General features: G+C 66.1%; 14 protein-coding genes and 1 pseudogene. 7 read left to right on the top strand and 8 right to left on the bottom strand.

The features are described 5' to 3' along the window. Window positions 1–124: 124 nt before the first annotated feature. The 3 genes from ACTWNK_RS00095 to ACTWNK_RS00105 form a co-directional block, all read right to left on the bottom strand. Entirely contained in the window at window positions 125–784 is a 660-nt protein-coding gene (locus ACTWNK_RS00095) for a hypothetical protein (protein WP_474301406.1), read from the bottom strand. 464 nt (window positions 785–1,248) lie between these two features. Further along, window positions 1,249–3,531, bottom strand: coding sequence for a helix-turn-helix domain-containing protein (locus tag ACTWNK_RS00100; RefSeq protein ID WP_474301407.1), 2,283 nt, complete (start codon window positions 3,529–3,531; stop codon window positions 1,249–1,251). Between the two features lie 223 nt (window positions 3,532–3,754). Then, window positions 3,755–4,156: a hypothetical protein gene (locus tag ACTWNK_RS00105; RefSeq protein WP_474301408.1), complete on the bottom strand. Its 402-nt coding sequence runs from the start codon at window positions 4,154–4,156 to the stop codon at window positions 3,755–3,757. A gap of 1,188 nt (window positions 4,157–5,344) precedes the next feature. Here ACTWNK_RS00105 and hemH point away from each other — a divergent pair. The 4 genes and pseudogenes from hemH (at window position 5,345) to ACTWNK_RS00125 (ending at window position 17,199) form a co-directional block, all read left to right on the top strand. Continuing rightward, complete coding sequence (gene hemH / locus ACTWNK_RS00110; protein ID WP_474301409.1) at window positions 5,345–6,322, top strand: ferrochelatase; 978 nt, start codon at window positions 5,345–5,347, stop codon at window positions 6,320–6,322. Between the two features lie 373 nt (window positions 6,323–6,695). After that, window positions 6,696–8,042: an IS630 family transposase gene (locus ACTWNK_RS00115; protein ID WP_474301410.1), complete on the top strand. Its 1,347-nt coding sequence runs from the start codon at window positions 6,696–6,698 to the stop codon at window positions 8,040–8,042. Window positions 8,043–8,183: 141 nt separating this feature from the next. After that, a pseudogene (locus tag ACTWNK_RS00120) lies at window positions 8,184–9,255 on the top strand (IS630 family transposase). A 282-nt stretch (window positions 9,256–9,537) separates the two neighbouring features. Continuing rightward, entirely contained in the window at window positions 9,538–17,199 is a 7,662-nt protein-coding gene (locus ACTWNK_RS00125; protein WP_474301411.1) for a LamG-like jellyroll fold domain-containing protein, read from the top strand. 171 nt (window positions 17,200–17,370) lie between these two features. On the opposite strand, the gene ACTWNK_RS00130 is transcribed toward ACTWNK_RS00125, so the two are convergent. Then, complete coding sequence (locus ACTWNK_RS00130) at window positions 17,371–17,856, bottom strand: hypothetical protein (protein WP_474301412.1); 486 nt, start codon at window positions 17,854–17,856, stop codon at window positions 17,371–17,373. A 1,009-nt stretch (window positions 17,857–18,865) separates the two neighbouring features. On the opposite strand from ACTWNK_RS00130, the gene ACTWNK_RS00135 reads away from it, so the two are divergent. Next, window positions 18,866–19,375, top strand: a complete 510-nt coding sequence (locus tag ACTWNK_RS00135) for an Imm26 family immunity protein (RefSeq protein WP_474301413.1) — start codon at window positions 18,866–18,868, stop codon at window positions 19,373–19,375. Window positions 19,376–19,992: 617 nt separating this feature from the next. On the opposite strand, the gene ACTWNK_RS00140 is transcribed toward ACTWNK_RS00135, so the two are convergent. From ACTWNK_RS00140 to ACTWNK_RS00150, 3 genes are all read right to left on the bottom strand, one after another. Continuing rightward, window positions 19,993–21,024, bottom strand: coding sequence for a DUF8094 domain-containing protein (locus ACTWNK_RS00140; RefSeq protein WP_474301414.1), 1,032 nt, complete (start codon window positions 21,022–21,024; stop codon window positions 19,993–19,995). Between the two features lie 263 nt (window positions 21,025–21,287). Next, a complete protein-coding gene (locus tag ACTWNK_RS00145; protein ID WP_474301415.1) occupies window positions 21,288–22,472 on the bottom strand; it encodes a hypothetical protein in 1,185 nt (394 codons plus the stop codon). A gap of 108 nt (window positions 22,473–22,580) precedes the next feature. Then, window positions 22,581–23,342, bottom strand: coding sequence for a hypothetical protein (locus ACTWNK_RS00150; RefSeq protein WP_474301416.1), 762 nt, complete (start codon window positions 23,340–23,342; stop codon window positions 22,581–22,583). 206 nt (window positions 23,343–23,548) lie between these two features. On the opposite strand from ACTWNK_RS00150, the gene ACTWNK_RS00155 reads away from it, so the two are divergent. Together ACTWNK_RS00155 and ACTWNK_RS00160 are read left to right on the top strand one after the other, a co-directional pair. Next, window positions 23,549–24,502 carry a terpene synthase family protein gene (locus ACTWNK_RS00155; protein WP_474301417.1) on the top strand — a complete coding sequence of 318 codons (954 nt, stop codon included), beginning with the start codon at window positions 23,549–23,551 and terminating at the stop codon, window positions 24,500–24,502. Window positions 24,503–24,779: 277 nt separating this feature from the next. Further along, entirely contained in the window at window positions 24,780–25,145 is a 366-nt protein-coding gene (locus ACTWNK_RS00160; protein ID WP_474301418.1) for a hypothetical protein, read from the top strand. A gap of 28 nt (window positions 25,146–25,173) precedes the next feature. Here ACTWNK_RS00160 and ACTWNK_RS00165 read toward each other — a convergent pair whose 3' ends face one another. Beyond that, window positions 25,174–26,193, bottom strand: coding sequence for an SEL1-like repeat protein (locus tag ACTWNK_RS00165; protein WP_474301419.1), 1,020 nt, complete (start codon window positions 26,191–26,193; stop codon window positions 25,174–25,176). Window positions 26,194–26,646: the final 453 nt, after the last annotated feature.

Genomic DNA, 26,646 nt, shown 5'->3' on the forward strand with positions numbered 1-26,646 from the left:
GTCAGGCAGCAGGCAGGCACAGCTCGTTCTGTGGCGCGGCGGCTGGGCGCTGTCGATGTACTGCTGCGAGTGCTCCACCGAGTACGGAACTACGTGCACCAGTTGGTTGGTGAGGGCGCGGCGGTTATGGGCGTTGTCTTTTCAGTTGTATGAGGTCGCTCAGGTCGATGCCGGTGACCCGGGCAAAGCCCTTCGCCCAGTTCGCGACGTGTTGGCGCACGAGTGCGTAGCCGTCTGGTTCTTCGCTGATTTCGCGGAGTTTGGTCCAGGCGGCTTGTTCGAGTTTGGAGTCGTTGGTGTGCCGGGCCAGGAGGAAGGTCTGCGCCAGGCGGCCGTTGCGGGAGTTGGCTGGGGTGAACGACCATGTGCCGTGCCGTTCGATGAAGTCGTCGGCGAGCAGGGTCATGCCGAGGTCGTGCTGGTCCTTCACGTAGGTGAGGCAGGCTGTGCCGTAGTCGGTGAAGGAGGTTGTGGTCTCCGGTGAGGGTGGGTTGTTGCCGGCGGGCCAGGGGTAGCAGGCTCCGGGAGGGATGGGGCTGGGACGTTCATGGCCGGGCTGCGGGTGAACAATACGGATGCCGAGGCCGCCGAACGGCTTCATCTGGTCACAAAGGGCTGCGTCGTAGGTGTGAAAGCCCCACCCGAAGCGGCTGCGGTCACGGGGGTCTTTCCAGATCCAGAGGACGGATCGGAGCTCTCCCCGGTTGAAGATCAGCCCTGATCGGGTGATGTCGTCGGGTTGGGATCCGAGCAGGTCGGCGACGTGGTTGAGGAGTCTGCTCATGGTCTGGGGGCGGGGCACGCAGCGATGTTAGCCGCGGTTGTCTCCTGGTCAGGCGCAAGCGCCATGCGGCAAGCCGCGATGCGGGTCCAAGACCACCGTCAGCCGCCCTCCCGCAACAGGAACGACGGCATCAGTACTCTCGGTAACCATTCGATCACGAATCAAGAATGGTGCATTCTCATCCGTACCCGATGGCGCACGTTCCCTGTACGCAGACAGGCGTCGGCGGGTGGCGTTGACCTGAGGTGTTCAGGCTGACCGAAACGGCGATGAGTGTCCGGCCCCTTCCGGCTCACGCGCGGCTGCTGTCCGCACGCGCGCAGGGTCGGGCAACGCCCGCAGCCGCACGGCCGAAGTCCGCATCCGGGCCAGATGCTCTCCTGCTCACCGCGCCGTCTCCGGTTTTCCAGAGGGCTGTCTCAGGTGACCTGCGTGCCCCGCCGTCGAACATCGTGAGGGCGCGCCTACGGATCGGCGGCGGCCACGCGTTGTGTTCGCACTCCTGCGAGGTGTGCGCTGGGGGCGCGAGAGCGCCGGGGAATGCTGTCGGGCCACGCGCGGCGGCGTCGTGGCAGGCTCCGGTGCTCGCGTGCGGGATCGTCGCTGGGAGCCGTCGGCCACGGCGCCCGTGTCTGCCCCGGATCAGCTGGTGGGGTGGGGGAGGGGAGGTCGAAGGCATCATGCGTGCTTTCGGGCGATGGCGCGGGCGGCCACGGCGTCGTCGGGTAGAAGTCGGTGTGGTCACGTTCGGCTGGCGAGCGTTCCCAGCTGCCGATGAGGGCGTGCCAGATCGTGCGCTGGCGCCGGTAGAGGGCGCGGCGTTCAGCTTGGGCGACATCACCGCCAAGTTCTGCCGCTGCCGCATCCAGCGTTCGGGAGCCGCGCGCCCACCCGGTGGGGGTGCGGGTGGCCAGGCGGTAGGCGGCCAGGACACGCAGTCCTTCGCATGCGGCTGAGCGGGAGATCAGTGCGTTCGCGGCGACCTCAGTGGAGCCGATCGCGTCGGCTGCCGCCCCGGGCAGGGCTTCGTAGATCAGGGCGATGGTCGGCCCCAGGGTGTGGAGCGCGGGGTGCAGGCAGTCGATGGGGCCAGCGGCCCAGCGCCGCCAGCGGGAGCGGGCGCGGTAGGCCTCAGGGATGCGCAGCCGGTAGCGGTCGGCTCGTTTGCCTCTGCCGATCTCCTCTCGTTCGATCAACGCATCTGGCTCTTCACGCAGTCGTCGCAGGTGACGGGCGACAACGGTGTAGTCCAGCCCGCACATTTCGCTCAGGGATCGCACGCCGAAGGCGGGGCGGGTGGAGCCGTCCATGCGGGCGGCAACGGCGATGGCGCGCAGGATCAACCGGATGGCCGCTTGGGCGCGGCCCCAGGCTGCTGTGCGCTGGGGGTCTCGCTCGGCCAGCCACAGGCAGGTGCGCCACTGCAGGATCTGCTGCCAGCACGTCGCCACGCGGGCGTCGGCGATCTCAGGAGCACGGGTGGAGATCTTCCACAGGTTCGCGGTATGTGTGCCCGGGTGGGGTAGGACCGAGGTCGGCGCGCGTGAGGTGCCCAGCTCTGCCTGGGGGTTGCAGGGGGCTGTGGATGGGTGGTTCAGGCTTGTGTTGCAGATGCGGACATGGCGATAACCGGCGACATCGGTGACGGCTTTTCGCCAGTCGCCTGCCAGCCGGTAGGCGCGCTCGGCAGACAGGCGACGGCGTCCCGCACGGGAGGTGAGCAGGGTGAGCAGCCCAGCCCACCTTCCTGAGTGCATGTGGGTGACGACGTCGCGGTAGCGCAGTCCGCAGGCGGCGATGGAGTTGAGCACGGCCAGGCGCGCCTCGGAAGGGGAGGGGTAGCCGAGGCCGCCCCAGTCGCCGAGACGGGCGAGGCAATCCATGCGCTCAGGCAGCGGGCGGACAGCGCCCTGGCGGGGCAGCCAGGGTCGGCCGTCGTCGTCGAGGGGGATGTCGGTGATGCGGCCACAGGTGGGGCAGGTGCGACCGGCGCTGCCGGATCCGGCGCCGAGGTGGCCGCCGCCGGCATCGGCGGCGTGGAGTTCGGCGGCGAGGTCGTGGTGCAGCGAGGTCCACACAGCCGAGCCGCAGGGGCGAAGCAGGAGGCGTTCGCCTTCCTCGGGCGAGAGGCTCAGCTGGGTGTGCCCGGTGGGCCGCCCGTCGACCACCTTGTGCAGCGCGCCGGGGGGACGGATCTGACCGTGCGGGCCGTTCATGGGGTTGACGTCGATGCTCGGCCACCGGGCGGCCATAGCCCGGGCGAGGCGACGCAGCTGCTGCCACGGCTGCGGGCTGGCCCAGCGAATGTAGACGTGGCGGCCACCGGAGGGGGACATGTCGAGCAGAGCGCGGCCGCCGCAGCGCTCCACCAGCGCCACCACGGCGCACGCTTCGGCGGCCACCAGAGCGGTTGCCTGCCGGCGGGTCAAGCCGGCGCGCATCGCCTTGGTGACGTCGTGGTCGGTGACCAGCAGCTGTCCCCGGCCGCCTTCGTGGTAGACGCTCACGGTGGCGGGCATCTTGGGCAAAACGGGGCGCACGGCGCCGAGCGGGCGCGCGTGGACGCCGCCGGGGAAGGTGAGACCGCCGTCGGGTGACAGGCGCACCCGCAGCTGCCCGGCGAGCAGCGGGGTGATACGCGCCCATGTCTCGGCCGCCGCCTCGCGTGCGGTGTCGGCGTCCCATGTTTGATTGTGCGGGCTGGCTATACCGGTTTCACCCGTTTCCGACACGCCGGATTCGGGCACGACTGGCAGAGCCAGGGGGCCATCAGTTATCGTGGCTCCTAGCTTCTGGAACCGGCTCCAGGCAACGCGAAAGCCCGCCGGGAACCGGTTGCTTCTCAGAAGGTCCTTGCGCAGCTGCTTGGCCGTAGACAGCGCAAGGGCCTTCGTCGTTTTCAGGTGTCGTCGCCGGTCGATCGCGGCGGGCTACGTCTTCCTTTCGGCGCGGTGGCGCTCGGACGTGCGGCTAGGCCGCGACAGTGTCCTTACTGCGGGGCGCAACATCGGCGGGCAACGTCAGTTCCTGCTGGGCCGGATGCTCAGAGGGAAGCAAAGACCCGAGCAGGCGGCGCAGTTCTTGAAGTTCGCGCTGTTGATCTTCGGTGCGTCCGTCGTCCTGCTCAGGGTCAGGGTGCAGGAGGTCAAGCACTTCAACGAGGTAGTCGTTGAGGTGCCGGCGGCCTGATCTCTTGGCGGCCTGCTCCAGTCGCAACCGGAGAGTCTTCTGGGGACGGATGAGCGTCGGCACCCGCTCTCCCTTGTGCGGCTGGGCCATGTGAGTCTCCTCCTCTGTCACCGTGATCGCCAGTTCTACCGGAATCAGATACAGATAGCGAGTACATGGCGAGAGTTTTGGGCGTGTCGTCATACCCATTTCCACGGCGACGTCCGCTTGGTGCACGAAGCAGGCCAAACGCGGAAGTGGTGTCGGTGAACGACGACTGACCCCCAGTCCCGGTAAGGGGAGTTGGCGCGGCGGTTTCGGGGTGCACCTTCTGCTGCCGCGGCCCGAGCGCGGCCGTCCCCGGCGTGTCCACGGCGGGAGCGGGGCTTGGTGTTCCAGTGCTGCCATACGCTCTGACTGATGTCGGCCCCCCGGGGGGCCGACGCTGGACTGGCCGGATGCCGAACGGTGCAGGGGCCCGGTGGCGGGCGGTGCTCTCGCAGCGCTGCTGCGTGCCCGCTGGCTCGGCAGGACGGCAGGTGTGCTGGTGTCCTTCGGAGGGCGGAGCCCCCGGTGGTGATGATGGGTTCCCCGCGGTGGTGTTGGGGCCAAGCATGTGAACGAGCGGGTGCGGGGCGTCGACAGGGGGAGGTGGGTGTCGACCGGCGCCTGAGGTGAGGGGCCGGCCTGCGGCGGGCGGGTTGTCGTTGGCGGCGTGAGGGGGAGTAAGGGGTGTGCGCCGTGGGGGCTGGGTGGCGTGTCCGTGTCCTTGCTGACGCGAGCGACATCGGCTGTGGTGGTCAGCATGGACGAAGGCGGGCTCTGTGGTGGGTGAGGGGCTGGGGCGAGAGGCTGACCGGGCTGCGGTTGTTCAGCAGCCAAACGAGCCGCTAGCAAATCTACTTTGTAAAGGCGCTGCCTAGGATAAACGCAACAACGCCCTTGGTCGCGCTGACAAAAGACGCAGTCGTCGCGACGTATGGTTCTCACCGAAACCACGAGGTGCCTCACTGTCTGTGTCAAAGCTGGCATGTGGTCGTCGGCCCGGGAAGCTGGTGGATCGGGGCGACGGCGCCAAGGGGTTATAGGGGCGCGGAGGTGCGCACAGACGTTTCGCGTTACAGATGCGTCACGAACGCGACTTGACAAGCTTCTTTACAAGTTGCCGGACAGCCTATGTCTACACTCTTCGGCATGACATTGACAATGCAGTCAACAAAGAGTCAGAAGATGGAATCTGAATACGCCATTGCTGCCTCGGTGTCCGCTTCTACGTCGGTGAGGCAGCCGTGAGCTCCGTGAGTCTGCGGTGAATCCGCTCAACCACCTCACCTCGCCCGACCGCATTGCTTGGCGTCGGCCCAGGCGACGGCAGGCGGAGAGGAGCGCGGCGTGAGCGCATACGACGCCTTGCTGGTCCTCGGCTTCGGAGGGCCTGAGAGCCCTGCGGAGGTGATGCTTTTCCTCGAAAGGGTTGTGCGCGGTCGCAGCGTCCCGCGTCAGCGGTTGTTACAGGTGAAAGAGCACTACATGCGTTTCGGTGGTGTCAGCCCGATCAACCAGCAGTGCCGTGACCTGGTTTCCGCATTGCGCAGGCGGCTGCCGATGCCGGTCTACTGGGGCAACCGCAACTCGCCCCCCTTCCTCGCCGACACTGTGCGGCAGATGCGCGATGACGGCATCCGATCCGCCGCAGTGCTGGCCACCTCCGCCTTCGCTGGCTACGCCGGATGCCGGCAGTACTACCAGGACCTGCAGGGGGCAGCGCTGCCGGGTGTCGAACTCGTCAAACTTCCGGCCTTCGGCGATCAGAGTGGCTTCATCGCTGCGATGACAGCTCGCGTGCTCGAGGCGTTGGGGAGGCTTCCTGCCGCTGTTGGGGGCAGCGCTCATCTGCTGTTCACCGCGCACAGCATTCCCATGGCGATGGCGCAGGCGGCAGGCCCCGGCGGCTGGCTGTATCCGCAGCAGGTGCGAGCGTCGGCCGCGCAGGTGGTTCAGCGCTTCGGCCCTGGGCGCTCGTGGGAGGTGGTGTGGCAAAGCCGCAGTGGCGGCCCGGAGGAGGAGTGGCTGGAGCCGGATGTGTGCGACCGCCTGGCCGTCCTGACGGCGCCGGCGGTGGTGCTGGTCCCGATCGGATTTGTCTCCGACCACATGGAAGTCCTGTACGACCTTGATGTGGAGGCCGCCCAGGTGGCCGCAGCACGTGCTCTGCCGCTGGTGCGCGCTCACACGGTGGGGACGCATCCGCAGTTCATCGAGATGATCGCTGCCATGGTTGCCGCCGCTCGTCCGCAGGCTTGTCGGGCGACGTGCTGTCTGTCGACGACAAGTGCCTCTCGTGCGCGGCGAGGGGCGACTTCAGTATGAGGATCCGGGTGCTTGGGTTTCCCCTACGCAATGGCTGCACCCGGGGATCTCTGACGGGCGGAGCATCATCTGCGTCGTTGGCATGACATGGCTTAGTGGTATCACCTTGTGCGTCGGCGGACTCACAGGCTGGTTGCTCACGGCGGTCGCGTGCGTTGGCCTGGCGCTCGGCTGCAAGCATCGCCTGGGGCGGCCGACCCGTTCGGGTGTCACCGTCATGCGGCAGGGCTCGTTGCGTTTCCGCTGACCTCGCGGATACGAGCTTGCCCTTTCTGCCTTCGGGAGCCAACCTCGGCGAGCTAGTGTGATGCGCCTGAAATTCCGAGGGTAGGAAAGTATCCTGTTGGCATGTCGCATCCGGGGACCTTCCGCTGTGGAGGTCACACTGTCCGAGGACGAGCGTGCGGAGCTTTCGAGCTGGGCGGCGTCATCTGATCGGCGTCGTGCCGAGCGGGCCCGGATCATCTTGGCGTGTGCTGAGGGAATGTCCAATGCCGGTGCCGCGCGGAGCGTTGGGGTGACGGCCAAGACGGTGAGAAAGTGGCGCGGAGCTTTCGCTGAGGAGCGGATGGCCGGACTTGAGGATCTCGGCCCGATCGGCCGGCCGAAAGCCGATCTGGTCTTGACCGGTGCTGAACGAGATCAGCTGACACGGTGGGCGAGGCGGGCGAGGACATCACAGATCTTGGCGCTTCGAGCGAGGATCGTGCTGCGGTGCGCGGATGGCGGGACGAACAAGCAGGCCGCGATGGATCTCGCAGTCGATGAGTCAACGGTGGAGCGCTGGCGGGCACGGTTCATCGCCAAGCGTCTGGACGGCCTGCAGGACGAGCCGCGCCCCGGTCGGCCACCATCGATCCTCCTCGATCAGGTCGAGGAGGTGATCGTGGCGACCTTGGAGTCCACGCCGGGTGCGGATACGCACTGGTCGCGGACCTCGATGGCGGCCCGCACGGGATTGTCGAAGTCGACCATCGGGCGGATCTGGAAGCGGTTCGGCCTCAAACCGCATCTGAGCGACTCCTTCAAGCTCTCCACCGACCCGCAGTTCGTGGAGAAGGTCGTCGACGTGGTCGGGCTGTATCACAACCCGCCGGAGAAGGCGGTGGTGTTATGCGTGGACGAGAAATCCCAGATCCAGGCGCTGGATCGGTCTCAGCCGGTGCTGCCGATGATGGCGGGCATGCCCGAGCGGCGCACTCACGATTACCTGCGGCACGGTATCACCAGCCTGTTCGCCGCCTTCAACATCGCCGACGGCACCGTCATCGGCCAGTTGCACCGCCGTCACCGGGCGGTTGAGTTCAAGAAGTTTCTCATCACCATCGACAAGGCCGTGCCCGCGGGACTCGACGTCCACCTGGTGTGCGACAACTACGCCACCTGCAACACCGCCGAGATCAGGAACTGGCTGGGCAAACACCCCCGCTTCCATGTGCACTTCACCCCCACCGGATCCTCGTGGATCAACCAGGTCGAGCGGTGGTTCGGCCTCCTGACCGACAAACTCATCCGCCGCGGCGTCCACCGCTCGGTTAAGGCACTGGAAGACGACATCCGGGCATGGATCGATACCTGGAACCACAATCCCAGGCCGTTTGCCTGGACCAAGACTGCTGACGAGATCCTCAGCTCCCTTGCCGACTACCTCGCCAAGGTCCGCCCGGACCACAGAGAACAGGGAGAAATAACCCTTAGAATCTCTGGCGCATCACACTAGTGCTGTGACCGGAAATGATTGCCGGGTTGGCACGTCGGTGAGTCCCGCCGGTTGGATGGGCTGATCACATCCGATCAGTCGGGAGGCCCGGTGACGTAACCGGTCAAGGTCCGCAGGCTCACGGACCAAGAAGGACAGAAGCTGCAGCGGATCGTGCGGCGCGGCACGATGAGCACGGTTCGCTATCGGCGGGCGATGATCCTGCTGGCATCGGCCGGAGGCAACACCGTGCCGGTCATCGCCCGTCTGGTGCAGGCCGACGAAGACACCGTGCGCGATGTGATCCACCGGTTCAACGAGATCGGGCTGGCCTGCCTGGACCCTCAGTGGGCGGGAGGCCGTCCCCGCCTGCTGAGTCCTGACGACGAAGACTTCGTCGCGCAGACGGCCACCACCCGCCCCGCCAAACTGGGCCAGCCCTTCACCCGCTGGTCCATCCCGCAAACTGCTCGACTACCTGCACCGCCTACCCGACCGGACGATCAGCATCGGCCGGGAGACCTTACGCACCCTGCTGCACCGACGCGGCATCACCTTCCAGCGAACCAAGACCTGGAAGGACTCACCGGACCCGGACTTCGAGACGAAACTCGACCAGATCGAGTACGCCCTGACCCACCGGCCGATGCGGACCTTCGCCTTCGACGAGTTCGGGCCGCTCGGCATCCGGCCCACCACAGGGTCAGGCTGGGCACCGGCGGGTGAGCCGGACCGGCTGCCGGCCACCTACCACCGCACCCACGGCGTCACCTACTTCCACGGCTGCTACTCCGTCGGCGACGATCTGCTGTGGGGCGTCAACCACCGGCACAAGGGCATCGACCACACCTGGGCGGCGCTGAAGTCGATCCGTTCCGCCCGACCGGACGGCGCCCCGATCCACGTGATCCTGGACAACCTTTCAGCCCACAAGAACTGGCGCATCCGCACCTGGGCCAAGAAACACAAGGTCAGGCTGCTGTTCACGCCGACCTATGCGTCCTGGGCGAATCCGATCGAGGCCCACTTCGGACCGCTACGCCAGTTCACCCTGGCCAACTCCAGCCATCGCAATCACACCGTCCAGACCCGGGCTCTGCACGCCTACCTGCGCTGGCGCAACGCCCACGCCCGCCATCCCGACGTGCTGGCCGCCCAACGCCGCGAACGCGCCCGCATCCGAAGCGAGAAGGGCATCCGCTGGGGTGGCCGACCACCGGCCTACGCAGCCTGAGGCCGCCGCTCAGCCCTGTGATCGTTTCCGGTCACAGCACTAGGGCTGTCTGCAGTTGGCCTGCTCCTTCGCCTCGGCGGCTGAGATGTGACTTTATGTGCGCTTTATAACTCTCTGCAATCAGAAGATAGCAAAAGTAGATCTTGTGATGGTTGATGCACAGGATCTAGGTTTTGGGTGTTTTGGAGCGTTCTATCGCGAGTGTGACTCTGGTTACGGCTGGTGAGAGCGGCTGCCAACTCTCTGGACGTGTCGCTTCTTGTGTGCGGAGTGTGAAGTTGTATGCGCTGGCCCCTGCTGGATCGATGGAGTCGTTCGACACTGGCGATGGGGTTCGCCATCACTACCGTTCTGGCACCGAGCATGGTGGTGATCCCGGCTGGGACCGTTGTGGCGTGGGCATCTCCTCCCGAGTCGCCTGCCCCGGTTGAAGAGGGCGGCGAGGAGGTTCCGCAGCAGCAGTTGGGTTCGGCTGAGGGCGTGCCGACGCTGGTGGACAGTGTTGCTACTTCGGTGGTGGGTGAGGTTTCCGAGGAGGGGGTGGCGCGCCCGGCTGGGGTGAATCGCACCGATGACCGCTCGGTTGTCGCCGCTCCTGCGCCTGCTGCATCTGCTCCGGCGTCCGGTGTTGAGCGGGCCGAGGCCTTCGACGCGGCGATGGCCTCGAATCCGCCGACGGTGGCTGATAGGTGGCCGTTGCCTGGTGCGCAGGTGGGGTCGGTGACGCCGACTCTGGCCATGGTGGTGGTGGACAGCGGCAGCGGGCCGTACAGCCTGCGCTTTCACGTGTGTGAGGTGCCGGAGGACGAGTATCCGGATGGTATGCAGCCTCCGATCGAGTGTGATGAGTCGGAGATCGTGGGGATGCCGTGGGTGCATTCGCCGGTGCTGGCCGCGGGGGTGAACACGTGGAAGGTGCCGGCGAACAAGCTGGCGTGGGGCAAGACCTACGACTGGGCGGTGACCATCTCCACTCAGGGCGGTGGGAGCTGGACGACGGAGGAGTGGCGGTTCGTGACCGGCTCGCGGCAGCCGACGGTCGGGTCGCAGCTGGCGGCGCGGGGTGAGCTGGGCCAGGAGGTGCATCAGCTGTCGGGTAACTACACGACCTCGGTGCAGGACGCCTCGGTGGCGACGGTGGGCCCGGCGTTGTCGGTGGTGCGTTCCTACAACAGCCTGGACGCGCGCCGTGACGGGCTGTTCGGGGCGGGGTGGTCGACCAGGTTCGACATGAAGGTCGAGGCCGAGCCCAGCAGTGCACTGCTGGTGACCTACCCGGACGGGCGCAGGCTGCGGTTCGCGCCCAAGGGGGGCGGCCTGTTCGAGCCTCCGCCCGGCATGTACGCCACGCTGGCCGAGGTGGCGGGCGGTGGGTGGAAGCTGATGGACAAGGCGTCGACCACCTACCATTTCAACGCCGCCGGGCGGTTGACGAAGGTGGCCGACCAGCGCGGGCGTGAGCAGACGCTCACCTACGACGGCGCCGGCAAACTGGCGACGGTGACCGGGGTGGGCGGCAGGTCGCTGACGTTCACCTGGACGGGCGCGCACGTGGCATCGGTGTCCACCGATCCGGTCAACGGTGCCCCGCTGACCTGGACGTACGCCTACACCGGCGACAACCTCACCCAGGTGTGCGCCCCCGGCGCGGGCACCGCGTGCACCACCTACACCTACACCAACGGCTCCCTCTACCGCGGCCTGGTCGAGGACGACGAGCCGGTCGGGTACTGGCGGCTCGGCGAACCGGCGACCCCCGCCACCACCGTGGCAGCCAATCTCGGCTGGGGTTCCGGCGAGGGCGGCCTGGACGGCGTGACCGTTCAGCAGTCTGGCGCGCTGGGCGGCTCCACCGACACCTCCGTGAGCTTCAACGGCGACGCCCAGGTGATCCTGCCCGACCACCTGTTCCCCAGGACGGCCGGGTCGCTGTCGGCGGAGCTGTGGTTCAAGACCGCCACCTCCGGCATCCTCGCCTACGTCGGCCCCACCTTCCTGGAGCGCCGCTCGAACGGTTTCGGCGACCGGGCGGGCACGCCGATGCTCTACGTCGGGCTTGATGGCAAGCTGCGCGGCCAGTTCCGCACCCTGCAGGCGAACGGCACCCCGCTGATCTCGCCCATCACCACGGCCGCAGCCGTCAACGACGACCAGTGGCACCACGCGGTCCTGACCGGCTCCGGCAGCACCCAGACCCTCTACCTGGACGGGGCCGCGGTCGGGACGCTGGCCGGGACGATCGACCACAACTGGCTGCGCTACGCCTCCATCGGGTACGGCATCAGCACCGCCGCCTGGCCCTCGGCCAAACTCCCGGCCGCCGGGAAGACGACCACCCGGTGGGGGCTGACCGGCCGCATCGACGAGGTCGCCGTCTACGATCGGCCGCTCGGCGCGTCCGAGGTGGCCGGGCACTACGACGCCCGCTTGGCGGCGCCGCACCTGCTGGCCAAGGTTGAGCTGCCCTCCGGGCGGGTGTGGGCCGACAACGTCTACGACACGGCCAAGGACAAGATCAAAACCCACACCGACAACAACGGCGGCCTGTGGAAGATCGGCACACCGACCCCGGTCGACCAGGAAACCGGCCTGACCACGGTCACCATGACCGACCCGAACAACAACACGCTCACCTACCAGCACGACGCCTGGCGAGGCAACCGCCTGATCTCGCAAACCGACCAGCTCGGCAAGAAGAGCGAGATCAAGTACGACACCAAGGGATTCGGCGCCAGCAGCATCGACCCCAACGGCATCGTCAACCGCAAACTGAACGACACACGCGGCAATGTCGTCGTGCAGTACGTCTGCAAGCCGCTGCCGGTCGGTGGAGGGGGCGGAGGCCCTGACGACTGCTACTACGGACCTTCGTCGGGTGCGACCATCACCGGCACACAGTGGTACTCGTACTACTTGAACGTCACCAACGAGTTCGACCCGCGAAACGACCGAGTAGTGTCGGTTCGCGACGGGCGCTCCAGTTCGGAGACGGACAACACCTACCGGACCACGCTGGAGTACAACTCCTACGGCGAGCAGACCAAGCAGATAGCCCCCGCCACACCAGACTTTCCCGCCGGGCTTTCGTCACAAGTCACCTTCACCGACGGCACCGAATCCGCTATCGGCGGCGGCATCACTCCCGCTGGGCTCCCCAAGTCCGGCGCCAACGCGGCTGGACATGTTTGGACGCTTCGTTACACCGCCGTCGGAGACCTGGCCGAACAGGTCGAGCCTGAAAACCGCATAACCCGTTTCGAGTACGACGAGCTGGGGCGTGTGCGTGCTGCGGTTGCCGTCTCGGCTGCCTACCCTACGCAGGCTCGAACCACATTTACTTACAACGATCTGGGCCAGATACTGACCACGACCGGGCCTGGTGTGCGCAACGAGATCTCCGATGTCACCCACACCACCAAGGCCACCAACACATATGACACGGACGGCAATGTACTGACATCGACGGTCGAGGACTTGACCGGCGGCGATGCCACACGCACCACCACCTTCACCTATGACACCTTCGGCCGCCTCGCCACGGCAACCGACCCCGAAGGCGGTGTGAGCTCTCAGAGCTGGAACACACGTGGAGCTCGAGTCAACACCACCGACGCACGCGGCCAACTGCTCACCTTTGGCTACAGCACACGCGGTGAGCCGACCACCACGACGCTGAAGGCCTGGACCGGCAGTCCTGTGGCCCCGCAGGCGGCCCAGGACATCATCGTGCAGGCGCTCACCTACGACCCGGCCGGACGTCTGGCCTCCAGCGTGGACGCCATGGGCCGCAAGAAAGCGTTCACGTACTTCGATGACGGCCTGCTCGCCAAGACGATCGGAGACGACGTCAAGCTCAACGGCCTGACCACGACCAGAGACGTGGTGTTGGAGGACAACAGCTACGACCAGGCCCGTCAGCGTACCCGCCAGGTCGCTGGCGGCGGCACTGCCAGAACCGACTACGTCTACGACGCCGCCGGACGCCTCACCTCCCAGACATTCGACCCCACAGGGCTTGCCCGTAAGAGCGCCTACGTCTACGACGCGGCGGGCAACGTCACCAAGATCACCCGAACTGGCGCTGGCACCAGCCGTGCAGAGATCATCGAAACGCAGTACAACCAATCGGGTAGGCCCACACGCGAGACGATCGAAAACGGCGTCGACGACATCGTCTCCACCATCACCTACGATGACCGCGGCCTGGCCATCGCTATCACCGATCCGCGTGGGAACGCCGCTGACGCAACAGCTGCTGACTTCACCACGAGCCTGCGCTACGACCTACTCGGTCGGCTGGTCGAAACAAAAGCGCCACAGGTCCAAGTGGACAAAGACGGCACTTCCGCCGCCACACAACCCACTGCGATGATCGGATACAACAACTTCGGCGAGCAAACACATGCGACCGACGCCGAGGCTCGCACGGTTGTGACTGCCTTCGACAAGGCTGGTCGTCCGACAGTCACCACCGCCCCCACGTACACTCCACCGGGAGGCAGCACACCGCTCACCCCGACTACCACTCGTGCCTACGATTCTGCAGGTCAACTCATAAGCTTCACCGATCCGCTTGGGCGCGTACAGAGCTACGAATACGACAAACTCGGTCGCCAGGTTCGCATTACCAATCCTGCCCCCACTGGCCAAACGCCTGGCCGCATGGTGAATGTTTTCAACCTCCTGGGTGAGCAGTTGGCGGCAGTTTCTCCGATGGGTGTGCGTACTGAGGCCACCTACGACGACCTTGGCCGTCAGATCACCGCCACCCAGTTCGAACGGGTGCCCACGTCCATCTCGTTCGTCACCAAGCTGGAGTACAACGATGCGGGAGTGCTGACCAAGGAGACTGCCCCCGGACCAGGTAGCAAGATCACAACGTTCGTGGTGAACGCGGCCGGTGAGACCACTTCTCAGACCGCCCCACTCAGCCGTACCACCACCATGGCCTACGACATTCTCGGGCGTCTGACCAAGACCACTGACGCCAACGGAAATGCCACCACCGCTGAGTACGACCTGGCCGGACGCCAGATCACGGCCAAGGATCTCAACGCCTCCGGCATCGTCGTCCGCACCTACGGGTTCGGCTATGACCTGGTCGGCAACAAGATCAGCACGACCTCGCCCGAGGGCCCTGTCACCCAGCAGACATTCGACGCCCTCAATCGGCAGACCTCGCTGATCGAACCGGTAACCGCATCATCATCGATCACCACCAGTTTCGGCTATGAAGCCGCTGGCGCTCGTACTCGCTTGACCGATGGGCGTGGCAACGTCACCTGGACTACCTACAACAGTCTGGGGCTGATCGAGACCCTGAGCGAACCGTCCACCCTCGCTCACCCGAGTCAGGCCGACCGCACCTGGACCAGCGTTTACGACGCCGCAGGACAGGAAGTGGCCACCTTGCAGCCGGGTGGGGTGCGCATCGACCGCACCTTCGATGTGCTGGGCAACCTCGTCGGCGAGACCGGTAGCGGCACCGCGGCGGCCACTACCGCACGCACTTTCGGCTTCGACCTAGCCGGGAATCCGACCACCATCGGCGACAAGAGCATCGATTACAACGACCGCGGCCTCATCACCAAGATCTCTACCGGGGCCGTCCAGGAGAGCGCCTACACCTACGATGCGCTCGGCAACCCCACCCAGCGCATCGACGCCGCCGGGACGTTCAACTTCACCTACGACAACGCCTCCCGCCTCGCGACGGCCACCGACCCGCTCACCAGTCGCACGCTCACTTACGGCTATGACAACGGTGATCGGCTCACCACCGCCACCGCCACCGGGGCCATGCCTGGCTCACAGGCCTACACCTACGATGCCCTCGACCGGCTGGTCTCCCATACGCTCAAGAATGGCCCAGGCGCCCAGCTGGCAAAGATCACCTACGGGTGGGACGGCAACGACAATCTCATCAGCAAGCTCACCGCTGGAACCGCGGGAGCGGGCAGCAACACCTACACCTACGACCACTCCGGTCGCATCACCTCCTGGACTGCCCCCGGTGGTGCCGTCACCGGCTACGAATGGGATGCCTCCGGCAACCGCACCAAAGCCGGCACAACAACCTTCACCTACGACGAACGCAACCGCCTGCTGAGCGGGGATGGAAGTGACTACACCTATACACCCCGCGGCACTACAGCAACTGAAACCAAGGCCGGCACCACCCGCACTCTCACCTTCGACGCCTTCGACCAGCTCCTCGACGACGGTGGCACCACCTACACCTACGACACCCTCGGCCGCATGAAAACCCGCACCGGAGGCGGCGTCGAACAACGCTTCCGCTACGCGGGCCTCGCCAACGACATCGCCGCCATCACCAACGCCGCCGGCGTCGTCCAGTCCACCTACGGGCGCGACCTGGCTGGCGGCCTGCTCAGCCTCAAGGAAGGTGTGAGTGCTGCCCAAGGCGCCATGACTGACCTGCACGACGACCTCGTCGCTACCCACTCCACCACCGCTGTGGCCGCCTCGGTGGCCTATGACCCCTTCGGTGCTGCGCTCGCCATCACCGGCACTCGCCCCACGCTGGGGTACCAAGGCGAATACACCGACCCCGATACCGGAAAAACCAATATGCATGCTCGTTGGTATCAGCCCGGTACAGCGAGCTTCGTCTCGCGCGACACGTGGACTCTGAACCCCAACCCATCTATCCAGGGCAATCGTTACACCTACGTCAATGGTGCTCCCCTATCAGGTGTGGATCCCACTGGACACTTTCTGCAGGACGTGGACGGTGGGTGGGGGGCTCATGCCGAGGCATGCCAGACCTGGGCTCAAGGATGTGGCGTGGGAGAAGTGGGGACAGGGCGCTGGCTCGGGAGCCAAACAGCACTTCTCGCAATGCTATATCCGCTCAACTCACCGCATGGTGCACTCCTGGCAGACGTTGATGGCGGTATGGGCGGTCGCGCTGGGAGCAACTACTGCTACATGCTGAGTAGCGGCCATTGCGACTTGGAAAACGCATGGTCTTATACCGGGCCTACAATTGAACTAAACGATGAAGAAGCTCAGCGTCTAGGTGTACTACCCAATGGAACCAAACCTCCGAAGGGTGTGAACTTCTGGGGAGGAACGCCCGCGCAGCGGGCGGCTTTCATGGAGGACTACTATGACGGCGCGAGCGACGAGTATCTGCGGAGCCTATGGCGAACTCTGACCAGGGGAAGCAAATCTCCTGGCTCGGTTGGCGGCTCGGTGCGCATATCTCCCGACGACGAGGCGGGCCTAGAAGGAGATTGCGCGGTCGCGAGCAGTCAGAAGTGTAAGGAGCGTCGTTGGGCGTTGATGTATGAAGCCTACCTGAAGGAGGTGATGAAAGAGCGCAAGGTGTCGCTCAAGCTGCTTGACTCTCCGTCCTTCTACGAAGGCGTTGTGTGGCCCTGGCTTGAGGATGAGGTGTTCAATCGCCTCTGTCTCAAGATTGGCAATGAATGTGCAGATGCAGTTGCATACGTCTTTTTTGCTGGGGCGGTAGTTACTACCAAGCTTAACTTCTCCAAGAAAGATCCAGACTATAAGAACGTTAACAAGTCGACGCAAACAGTTAGAGCTGTCACGGTTAAGGAAATCGAGAAAGGGTGGAAATCGGTTGCCGAAAATGGTCTGGATGCACAGGCGCTGCGACGATACCTCGATGCCATTAAGAACAAGCAGTGGAACCTGGGGCGTGCGATCCTTGGACAGGCTCTCCATGTGGTGGTAGCTGCGAGGCTTCGAACCATTAAAATGGCAGACGGGACTCCCCGCTTTACTTACAAGGCAAGCAATTCACCCGACTACTATGATAGGCTTACGGGAAGGTATGTGGAGCTGACCACGGTCAAGCAGCTGCCCAGCCATCTCAATCGAGGTGGGACTTATCAGTCGCAAACAAGCTATGTCACCTATAAATCAATCGGTAAGCTGCCAAAGGTGAAGTAAATGGATGGTGCCTTTGCTGTCATTCGAGAAGAAGTTGTCGGCGCAGACTTTTCGCGCAAACCCCGCAGTCCAAACAGGAATGTAGAGGTCTCCGAGAGTCGTCTGACCGACTGCAAATTCGATGGCCTGAGTCTGGATAGATCATCCATTCTGGGTGCCGGGAAAATTACATCAGTGTACACTGACTGCTCGTTTGATCGCACTAAATGGCGTCATGTCGTCCCTGGGGCGGTCTCGTTCGTGTCGTGCAGCTTTCGCGATGTTGACATGCGCAAAGTGCTCTTCAGGACCGCCGAGTTTATCGATTGCTTTTTTAGTGGCTCGCTTAGTGGCGTAGTGTTTTGGGGGCGAATCATAGATTTCGATCACATCGACAGGGATGTCAATATCATCCAAGGGAACGACTTCCGGAGTGCGAAGCTGGAAAACGTGTCGTTTCGCGCAGGTGTCGATCTTGATTGTCAGCAACTGCCAGACTCTGACGATCACGTCATTATTAGAAACGCCTCTAGATCGATTGATCGAAGCGAGCTGATTGTCAATTCCTGGCAGGATGATGAGCATCGCCAGTCGGCCCTGGTCACCCTCGCCGTTCTCCGTGCTGAAGCTGCTCATGGACAAAGGGATGTCTTCGCCAATAGAGAACTGATCACTCACGGCCTGCCGGACAACCTTGCCTCGGCTTTCACTACCTCCCTGACTGTGAGCTGATAGAGGAACGAGTGATAGGGCGACGCCCTCATCGAGCGACTAACCTTTGCGAGAGCAGTCAGCGATGCGAATGAGTGGATTCGGTGACATCCCAGTGAGTACGTGGAGAATGGTGCGGATCTGTGCTCCGCGTTGAGGAGTCACGCTGGCCTGGGTCGCGCATTAGACGGGTGAGCGTGTAGCGGGACTGTACTGCTTCACATCCGTCATGTGCGTCCTGATTCGGTCGTTCAGCGGGTCGCTGCACTAAGGCGATGAGGTTGGGCTGAACGTTTCGCCTGTACCGCTTCAGACTCGTGTACGCGGTCTGAGCCGGAGTTTCTCAGGTTGGTTAGGCGGTGCGGTGGTACTCGTTGATCACCCCACCGGGCGCTTTCGGCGCTGAACTCGGACCTTTCAGCGGTACCACGACGTGCTCGTTCAGAACCGATCGCAGATGAAGTTCGTCGCAGATCAGCATCCGGTCGGCGCAGTCGGCTCGAACGGCTCGGATCCAGCGCACGGCATAGCAGGTGGCTCGGGCGTCCGTGACGGAGTCGTGATCACTATGATGCCTAGGCTAGTGAAGATCGCGTCGAAGACGGCAGCGAACTTGGCGTTCCGGTCACGGATGAGGGACCGGGATGACCTCGCCCAGTGGGCAAGTTCCATGAATAGACTTCTCGCCTGCTGAGCCGTCCGGGCGCCTGTTGGGTGAGCGGAAATGCCCAGAATGTGCAGGCGTCGCGTTCCCACCTCCATCAGAGCATCTTGTGCTTGGTGTGGCGCAGGTAGGGCGCGCCTTGCCCGTCACCGACGATGCAGCAGCCAGCCGTGAGGGGCGGTAGAGCGGGCCTAGGTTGTCGAGGCGCTCCAGCTGGGCCATCTCTGCTTCGGACGAGGCGCGCGGCGGACCGCCGACCAGGCGCGGATAGTCCTCGGGAAACAGGTCGACCTGCTGTAGGGGTGGGAGAGTATGGATGATCTGGAGTCCAGTCACTTCGAGTTCTTGAAGCGATCACGAAAGCCTTTGAGGAAGGGGGATGTTTTTGCGTTCTTTGTCAAGGAGCAGGGCTACTGCTTTGGGAGGGTGGTGGACCCTGCCATACCCAAAGATCATCCGCTATCCGATACCGCATGTCTGATCTACATTTATGCTTCTGTGCGGCAGGAGCCTGTCCTTGATGCTTCCGTTCTTGATCGAGATTCCCTGTTGCTCCCCCCTCTGTACTCGAATAGGCGCCCATGGACCATGGGCTATTTCCTCACGCTGGAAAACGTGGATCTGGGTGCTGTAGACGTCTTTCCCAAGCACTATTTTTGGAGCACCGTGTTCAGGGAATATAGGGGCGAGGATGGGTGTCGGGTAGCTGATGTGAACCCGGAAGAAGCAATTGGCCACCCATGGGGCATATGGGGAATTGTGGGACTGCTGGGGATCAGCGACATGGTGGGCAAGGCGCTTGGGCTGCCAAATCCGCAGTAGAGCGCTTGCCGCCAGCCGCCGATCATCGTGCCTGCAACCTTGGCGGTGTCATCTGCGGAGCGGATAGTGCAGGGCGTGACCTTGTCTTGTCGAGGCCTCTAGCGAATCGGATCGCTTCGACGAGGGGCTGCTCGCAACCGTCCACGATGATCGACCGCAATGTGGGAGGGGCGCAGTCCATGCGCAGGCCGCCTTGTCAGTTGGTGGAGCAGGTGGCTTGGCGGCTGCGTCAGCAGGCAGCAGCGCACTGCCTCTCTCGGCCGAACTCGAGGCTTTCATCTCATGCCTGACATTGCCCCGTCGGACATGACGAGGTGCAGCCGGGAAGCGGGCGACCTGAGGCAGGTTCTCAGCCTTCCGGACGGCGATCTGCCTCAGGTGGCACATGGTCGTCGTGGGTACACTCCGGCCGATGGTTGGGCTGGCCCCGCCAAACTCGGCTGATGTGGACGTGGTAGCGGACATGGCCCGCCAGCGGGCCGTGACACGTGGTCCGAGGTGCCGCCGACATGCCTGACTCGCTCGCAAGCTCGTGGCCGCCTGATCGGCCGGTCTCACCAGATGGTGTGCTCCCTTGCGGACTGCGAGCGTGCGTGATGGTGATGTAGGAGTCGTGGTCAGGAGCCGGTGACGCTGAGCCAGGCGAACCAGTCGCCGATGACGCGAGCCTGCTTCTTACCTGACGCCTGGCCGGGGACGGTCGCGACCAGCCAGGAGGCGTAGGTGCGCACTGCCTGGGTGCGGAACTGCTTGCCGCGCGACAGGGCTGCGGGGCCGGTGTGGGTGAAGGTGAGTGGAGGCGACTGAGCGCTGGTGGCGGTGGTGGTGCGCCTTTCCTGCAGGGCGTACCAGACCAGGGCGCCGCCGTCGACGGTGCGCAGGGCGAAGATGTCGGGGAAGGTGGTGACGTGCAGGCGCTGCGTCCAGGTGGTGCCGAGCCTTGCTTGTTCGGCGCGGGCGCCTTCGGCTGACCCACTGGTGTAGATGCCGGGGGCAAGGAGGTAGCGGGCGCGCCGGTCGGCGCCCATGCTGGCCAGGTATCGGCTGTGGGTGTGGGCCAGTTGCGCGGGTGTGAGCGTGAGCCCGCGGGTGTGCGGGCCCAGGGCGGTGGCCAGGCCGCGGGTGTCGCGGGCGACGGCGGGTGTTGGCGAGGTGCGTTTGACGCTTGTCCCGGCGACCAGTCGCCAACCGGCGGGTGTGCTGGCGAAGATCAGCTGGGTGCGCAGGCGTTGGCCGCGGCGGGTCACTTCGACGAGAAACCACGGTCGGCCGACCTGGGAAGTGCGGGCGGGGATGACGAAGCGGGTGGAGGTGATGGGCGCGGGCGGTTGGGGTCGGCGGCCAAGGAGTGCATCCAGGTGCTGGTTGGCTCGGCTGAGGGTGAGGGCCAGGCCTGCGTTGATGTCGGCGAAGTCGGCGCCGCTGCCGCTGGTGGCGGCGTTCAGGAGCCGTTGGTAGCGGGTGTGGATGTCGCGGGCTTGAGCTGGGGTGAGGACGCCTTGGGGCGCGGGCGCGGGGCGCGGCGCGGCTGGGGTGGTGGGGGCTGCGTGCGCGGCGGCCGGGGTTTGGCCGGTTGGGGGGTCGCAGGCTGCTGCGGTGGCGGCTGCGGCGAGGAGGCAGAAGGCGTGCAGCAGGTGGTGGTTGTTCATGGGGGTTGCCCTTTCGAAGGTCCCGGCCGCTCGTGGATGGACGGTGGGGGAGGAGCCGGGCGGCGGGGTGGGGTGGTGTCACGATCGTGATTGCGTTGCCAGAACCGTGGCCGGGGAAGAAGCCGGGGCAGCCGGATATCTGGGGTGCACGGCTGGGCACGTCCGCCCGGCAGGCTGAGGGTGGGGGCGCGCCGGTCCGCATCGTCCGCGCGCGGGCGGCGGGTGGCGCGCATGCGCGGGCGGCGGGGTGAATGTTCGGCGTGTCAGGTCTGCTGGTGCGGGCCGGTTGAGCGCAAGACGTCGCGGACGGCGCGGGCGTCCCTGCCCACGCAGGCCGCCAGCGCGGCGATACTCACCCCCTCGCGTCGGCACAGCGCGAGGTGGTGATCGCGTTGCTGGCGTGCGTGTTGCACCTGCGCGGCCTGCGCGCGCAGGGCCGTGGTGCTCTCATCGCGTCGTGTGCGCCGCCGCTGTAGCTCTGCTGCGGCGCGCCGCCAGTGGCCTGCCGCCGACTGCAGGGCGTTCAGCAGTCGCCTCTGCTCCGGCGCTTGGGGCGGCGGTTGCGTTGCGCCGGACAACTGGCCTCGGATGGTGCGCGGGGACAGGCCTGTCGCCGCGGCGATCTGTGCTGCGCTCACCCCGGCGCTGTAGCAGGCTGCGATGGCCTCATCTCGTCGGCGCCGCCCGGCGCGTTCGTTGCGCTGGGCGGCGGCGTAGGCGTGGCGGCACGCGTCGTGCGTGCGGCGGGCGGCTGCGGTGGCGGCGATCGCCTCGGCGAGGCGGGTGGCAAGCGCGCCCAGGCGGGCGAGGCCGGCCGAGGCGGGCACCGTCGAGCCGTTGCGCAGGCTGGTGGGGCGGTGCTGGGAGAGCACGAGGTAAATGGCGCTGTCGCCCAGAGCGCAGGCTGCGGCGATCTGTGTCACCGCCGCCCCACCGAGGTGGGCGTCGGCGATGGCCGCATCGCGCCGCTGGCGCGCGTGCAGGGTGAGCAGGCGTGCTGCCTTCCACTGCTCGTCTGCTTCGGCGCGTTTCTGGTCGGCGGTGTGTGTCTGGCTGGTGGCCTGCCTCCAGGCGGCTGAGGTCTGCGTCAGCTGCTCCAGCAGGGCGACGGCAGGCGTGTGGACGGTTGGCGCGGCCGGTGGCGGGCTGTGGGCCGCCTTCGATCGTTTGCGCAGCATGTAGATCACGTTGCGGGTCAGTCCGCTGGCCTGGGTGAGGTCGTTGATGCCGGCCCCGGACAGGTGCGCGGCGTGCAGCAGGTGCAGTAGGCGGGCGCGCAGGCTCTCCGCTGCTGCGAGCTTTTCGCGGTGGTGGTGAACGGCGCGGGTCCGGGTGTCGCGCGCGTGTCGTTGCTTGTGCTCGGCCGCGTGCAGCGCACGGACGGCGGCGGCCAGGTCGGCAGCCGCCGTCGTCGCCGTCGGGGTCATACGCTCGTGGTCGACCGGCATGTCCGTGATTATTCGGGAAATGAGAATTTCCTTACAACCGGTGTCAAGTCAGTGGGCGAGGGGCGGCCCGCGTGCGGGCAGCTCGGGGCGAGGCGCGGAATGCGGCGTTCAGGAGGCCGGGCGTAGCCGGCCCGGCGTGGCCAGGGCCACCCCGGCCAGGCGCAGGATCTCCATGGCGGTATGGCCGGGGGTGTCACCCAGCAGCAGCGACATCACCGACCACTCCAGGCCGGGCAGGTCTTCGGGAAAGTCGACGAAGTGGCTGACGGGCAGGTCCTCACTTTCTCGCAAGGCCGCGCACTCGGGTTCGGCCAGGTGTGCGGGCAGCACCCTACGGTAGGCGTCCATGATCGCATCAAGGTCCCACAGCTGTCCGAACGTCTGGGTGGCCGAAACGCGCACCAGGACGCGCTCGCCCGGCCCGGCGGCGGTCCGGCACGCCGGCACGATCGGGCTGGTTCCGATCTCGGTGCACAGCGGCACAAGTCGCACGGCGTCGACCTCGGCCTCGGCGTAGGCGAGCTTGCCATCCAGCACCAGGCGCACCGGCCACGTCCGCCAGCCTGAGTGATCATCCCCGGAGGAGGCCCACACCCGTTGCAGGGCCAGCCCGACATCGGAATCGCGGCCCTCGCTCAGCAGCCGGTTCCACGCCGAGCAGTAGGCGAGCTCTCCCAGTGCCAGCGCCACCTCCTGCCAGCTCGCCAGCAGGTGTCCCTGGTAGGCGGCGACGAAGTCGACGAAGCCGCCCACCGCGGGACGGTGATACAGCCCGTGCATGACGTCACCCGCCGCCCGCAGCGGGCCGGGTGACACGCCGTGCGGCCTGCTGGGGGTCCGGGAGTCCGGCACCGCTACCCAATCGCTCATTCGGCACTTCCGTAGGGGGAGGGGGTTTCGGTCGGGTGTTCAGACAGCGTTGCCGAGCCGCCAACCTACTGTCAAGCGTTTGACAGTAGGTTGTGGAAGCGATTTGAATTGAGCCGAGAACAGCTACACGCCGCCCCGATGTGTATGTAGGAATAATGTAGACACGTTTTGTATGGAAGAAAAATACACCCGCGGAGGAAGAGTTCATGAGCGGTCGCAGCGAGCCTTCGGCCTACGTCCTTCCCCAGCTCACCAGCCCCTTTCCGGTGCAGACCAGCGCCTACATGGACGAGGTCGACCACCGCACGTTCGCCTGGATCAACGGCTTTGACGTGCTGAGCCCGCAGCAGCAGGAAGAATTCGCGCGGGCCTCCTACGGGCGTCTGGCGGCCAAGGTTTACCCCTATGCCGAAAGACATCTGCTGCAACTGGCGTGCGACTGGTGCGCATGGTTGTTCGCGATCGACGACGCCGTCTACGAACCCGCCGCCGACGCCGCGCAGATCATCCACGCCGTGCCCGAACTCCTGGCCGTCCTGAGCTCGCAAGCCAGCGGCGTCACCGGATTCGCCCGGGCGCTCGCCGACATCCGGGACCGCATCGGCGCCCACGCCACTGACGAGCAGCTGCGGCGCTGGTGCGAGGCCACCAGCGACTACCTGTGGGCGCAGGCGTGGGAGGCGGCCAACCGGCAGGAGGGGCTGGTGCCGGCGGCTGACGACTACCTCCTCATGCGCCGCCTCACCGGCGCGATGCACACCGTCTACGCCCTCATCGACATCGCCACAGGCCGGCCCCTGACTGCGGCGCAATGGGCCGATCCTGTGGTGCGCCGCATCACCGAGGCTGCGGTCGACGTCGTGGTGTGGGACAACGACCTCATCTCCTGGCCGAAGGAGCGTCTGTGCGCCAACGGCGTCAACAACCTGGTCACTGTGATGCTCACGCACGGCAGGGGCGATGTGGGGGACGCCGTGGCCCAGATCGTCGGCATGCGCAATCGCGCCGTCGACGAGGTTCGGGTACTCGGCGAGGAGCTCACCGCCCGCGGCTGCGCCGCCCTGGACGCCTATGTGCACGGGCTGCAGACCTGGATCAGCGGCTCGATCGCCTACTCGATGGGCAGCTCACGCTATGGCCTGGCCCCCGCAGACGCTTGATCCGCCCGCCCGCCGCCCGCCTTCTCGCCTGAGGCTCGAACTCCGGTGATCCGTCGGTGGGCGGGGCTGGCTCCGACAGACTCGCGTGCCGTCCGCGATGACGTGTCGGCGAAGCCTGGCGCAGAGGTGCGAGGTCGACGCCAGGTCCCGTATCAAGGCCGCACACGCCCTGCCGTGCGCACTTGACGAGCAGGCGTGAGCCTGCCGGAGCCGGTGCTGCAGGAGGAGCACGCCCACGCCTGGCCCGGAAGGCCGTACGGGTCAGCCCACAAGGAGCGTGACGTTCGCGGGGCTGCGCAGCCTGCAAGGCCGGCGCCTGCTCACCGTCAAGGCGCCGGCGGTCAACAAGGTGGTCTGCCTGGGGCACGAGTGCGAGGTGAAAGAGGGTAAGCAGACGCACCGGGCGACCATGTGGATGGGCTACCCCTTTGCCGTGCGGATCGTGAGGATCAGATGCGGCGAGTGCCTGGCTCACATGTCGCTGTGCGGGATCAGAGTGAGCGTGCCGACCTGTTCTCTAAGGACGACAGGGTGCCTCAAGGACAAGTGGAACCGCCGCCGCGTCCGCTCCGGCCAGCTCCGCGAAGCCGAGCAGGAGGATCTGGCCCAGCGGATGGCGGCCGAGCTGGCCGCGATGGCCTGAGCCTTGCCCCGGCCGCCGGGAAGGGGTGTCAGTTGGGCCACGCCGCCGGGTCGTCCGGCGGGGGTCGGGGCGTCAGCGGATAGGTCCCAGGCGTGATGCCGTTCCAGTAGCCCGGCTTGTACTCGACCCTGACGGGCGTGGGTTCCGCCCGCTGGATGGCGGGCTCGGCGGGCGCGAGCTTCTTCGGCTCGCTCACCACCGGCCCCACGACGCCGTCCCTGCCGACGTCGGCATCGGCGTCGGCGTCGGTGTTGGTACCGGCCGGGGCGCCCAGCGGCATCGCCCGGCGTGGCGGGCGTCCTGCGGTGTCGTCGAGTTTGGCCTTGGCCTGCGGGTGCCCGGTCTCGGCGGCCAGCCGGAAGTAGAAACGGGCGATGCAGGTCCTGGAGGGATCCCAGGCCAGCAGACGGCAGGCATGGCCGTAGGCCAGGGCGGCGGCCTCGGTCCGGATGTCCGGGCTGTCATGCAGATCCCCGGCCGTGGAATGACCCCGCTCGATCGCCCGGCGCAGCCAGGTCCTGCCGTCGCGCACCCGCCCCTGCACCAAGATGATCAAAGCCAGGTGGAAGGCCGCGTTGGGGTCGCCGTGTACGGCCAGGCGGCCGGCGGTGCGGCCGTGCCGGTCGCGGTAGTGGTCCAGCGTCGCCAGGAAGGCCTCCTCATCGGCGGGGTTCACCTCGACCACCGGCACCAACTCCGGCACCGGCGTCGGCACCTGCTCAGGTTCCGGCTCCGGTTCTGGTTCTGCCGTCGCGGCAGGGGCAGGCTCAGGTTCTGGCTTGGCGGCCGCGGGGGGCGGGGGCGCAGCCCGCCCGTCCACGGCCGGGGCGTCCTGGCAGGTGCGCTGCCAGCGCTCGTGCCAGCCGCGCACGTCCACCGGGCCCAGATCCAGGCACACCTCACCGGCGGCGTGATGACAGGCCGACACGAAGGCGATCACCCAGGACCAGTCGGGAGGACGCACCCGCCTGCCCCGCAGCATCTCCTGGGTGGTGCTCGGCGGCAGCAGGCGCCCCTGCGAGCCGTCCGGCAGCGGGCGCCGCGACATCCTCTTCAGCGTCGACAACGAGGGATTACCGGCCTGCCTCCTGAGCGCGTTGAGCTGATCGATGAAAGCACTGTGCTCTGTGGTCATCGTTGATGCCGGATCCGTGATCTTCGAGAAGGGGTTCGTCACAGCCGCGATGACTGATGCTGACGGGCTGTGACAACGGTCATGCTGCCACCCGGACCACCCCTCCCGCCCGCCGATCAAACATTCGAGATCTTCCGGGCCATCCCGGCCGGACCAGCGCAAACACCCACCGGACGATCTCAGCCGATTCCGGGGAAGACCGGATGACCCCGAACGGCGCCGGACGATGCCGAACGATTCCGGACGGCGCCGAAGCACCCCGGGAAACCGGCGGGCCGGGGCGTGCCGCCGCCCTGGACTGTCCTGGACCGTCCGGCATCGTCCGAGGGCGTTTGACCCGCTGGCGGCCCGGCACGCCAGGACGGC

The sequence above is a fragment of the Nonomuraea sp. IBHARD001 genome (assembly GCF_056106265.1).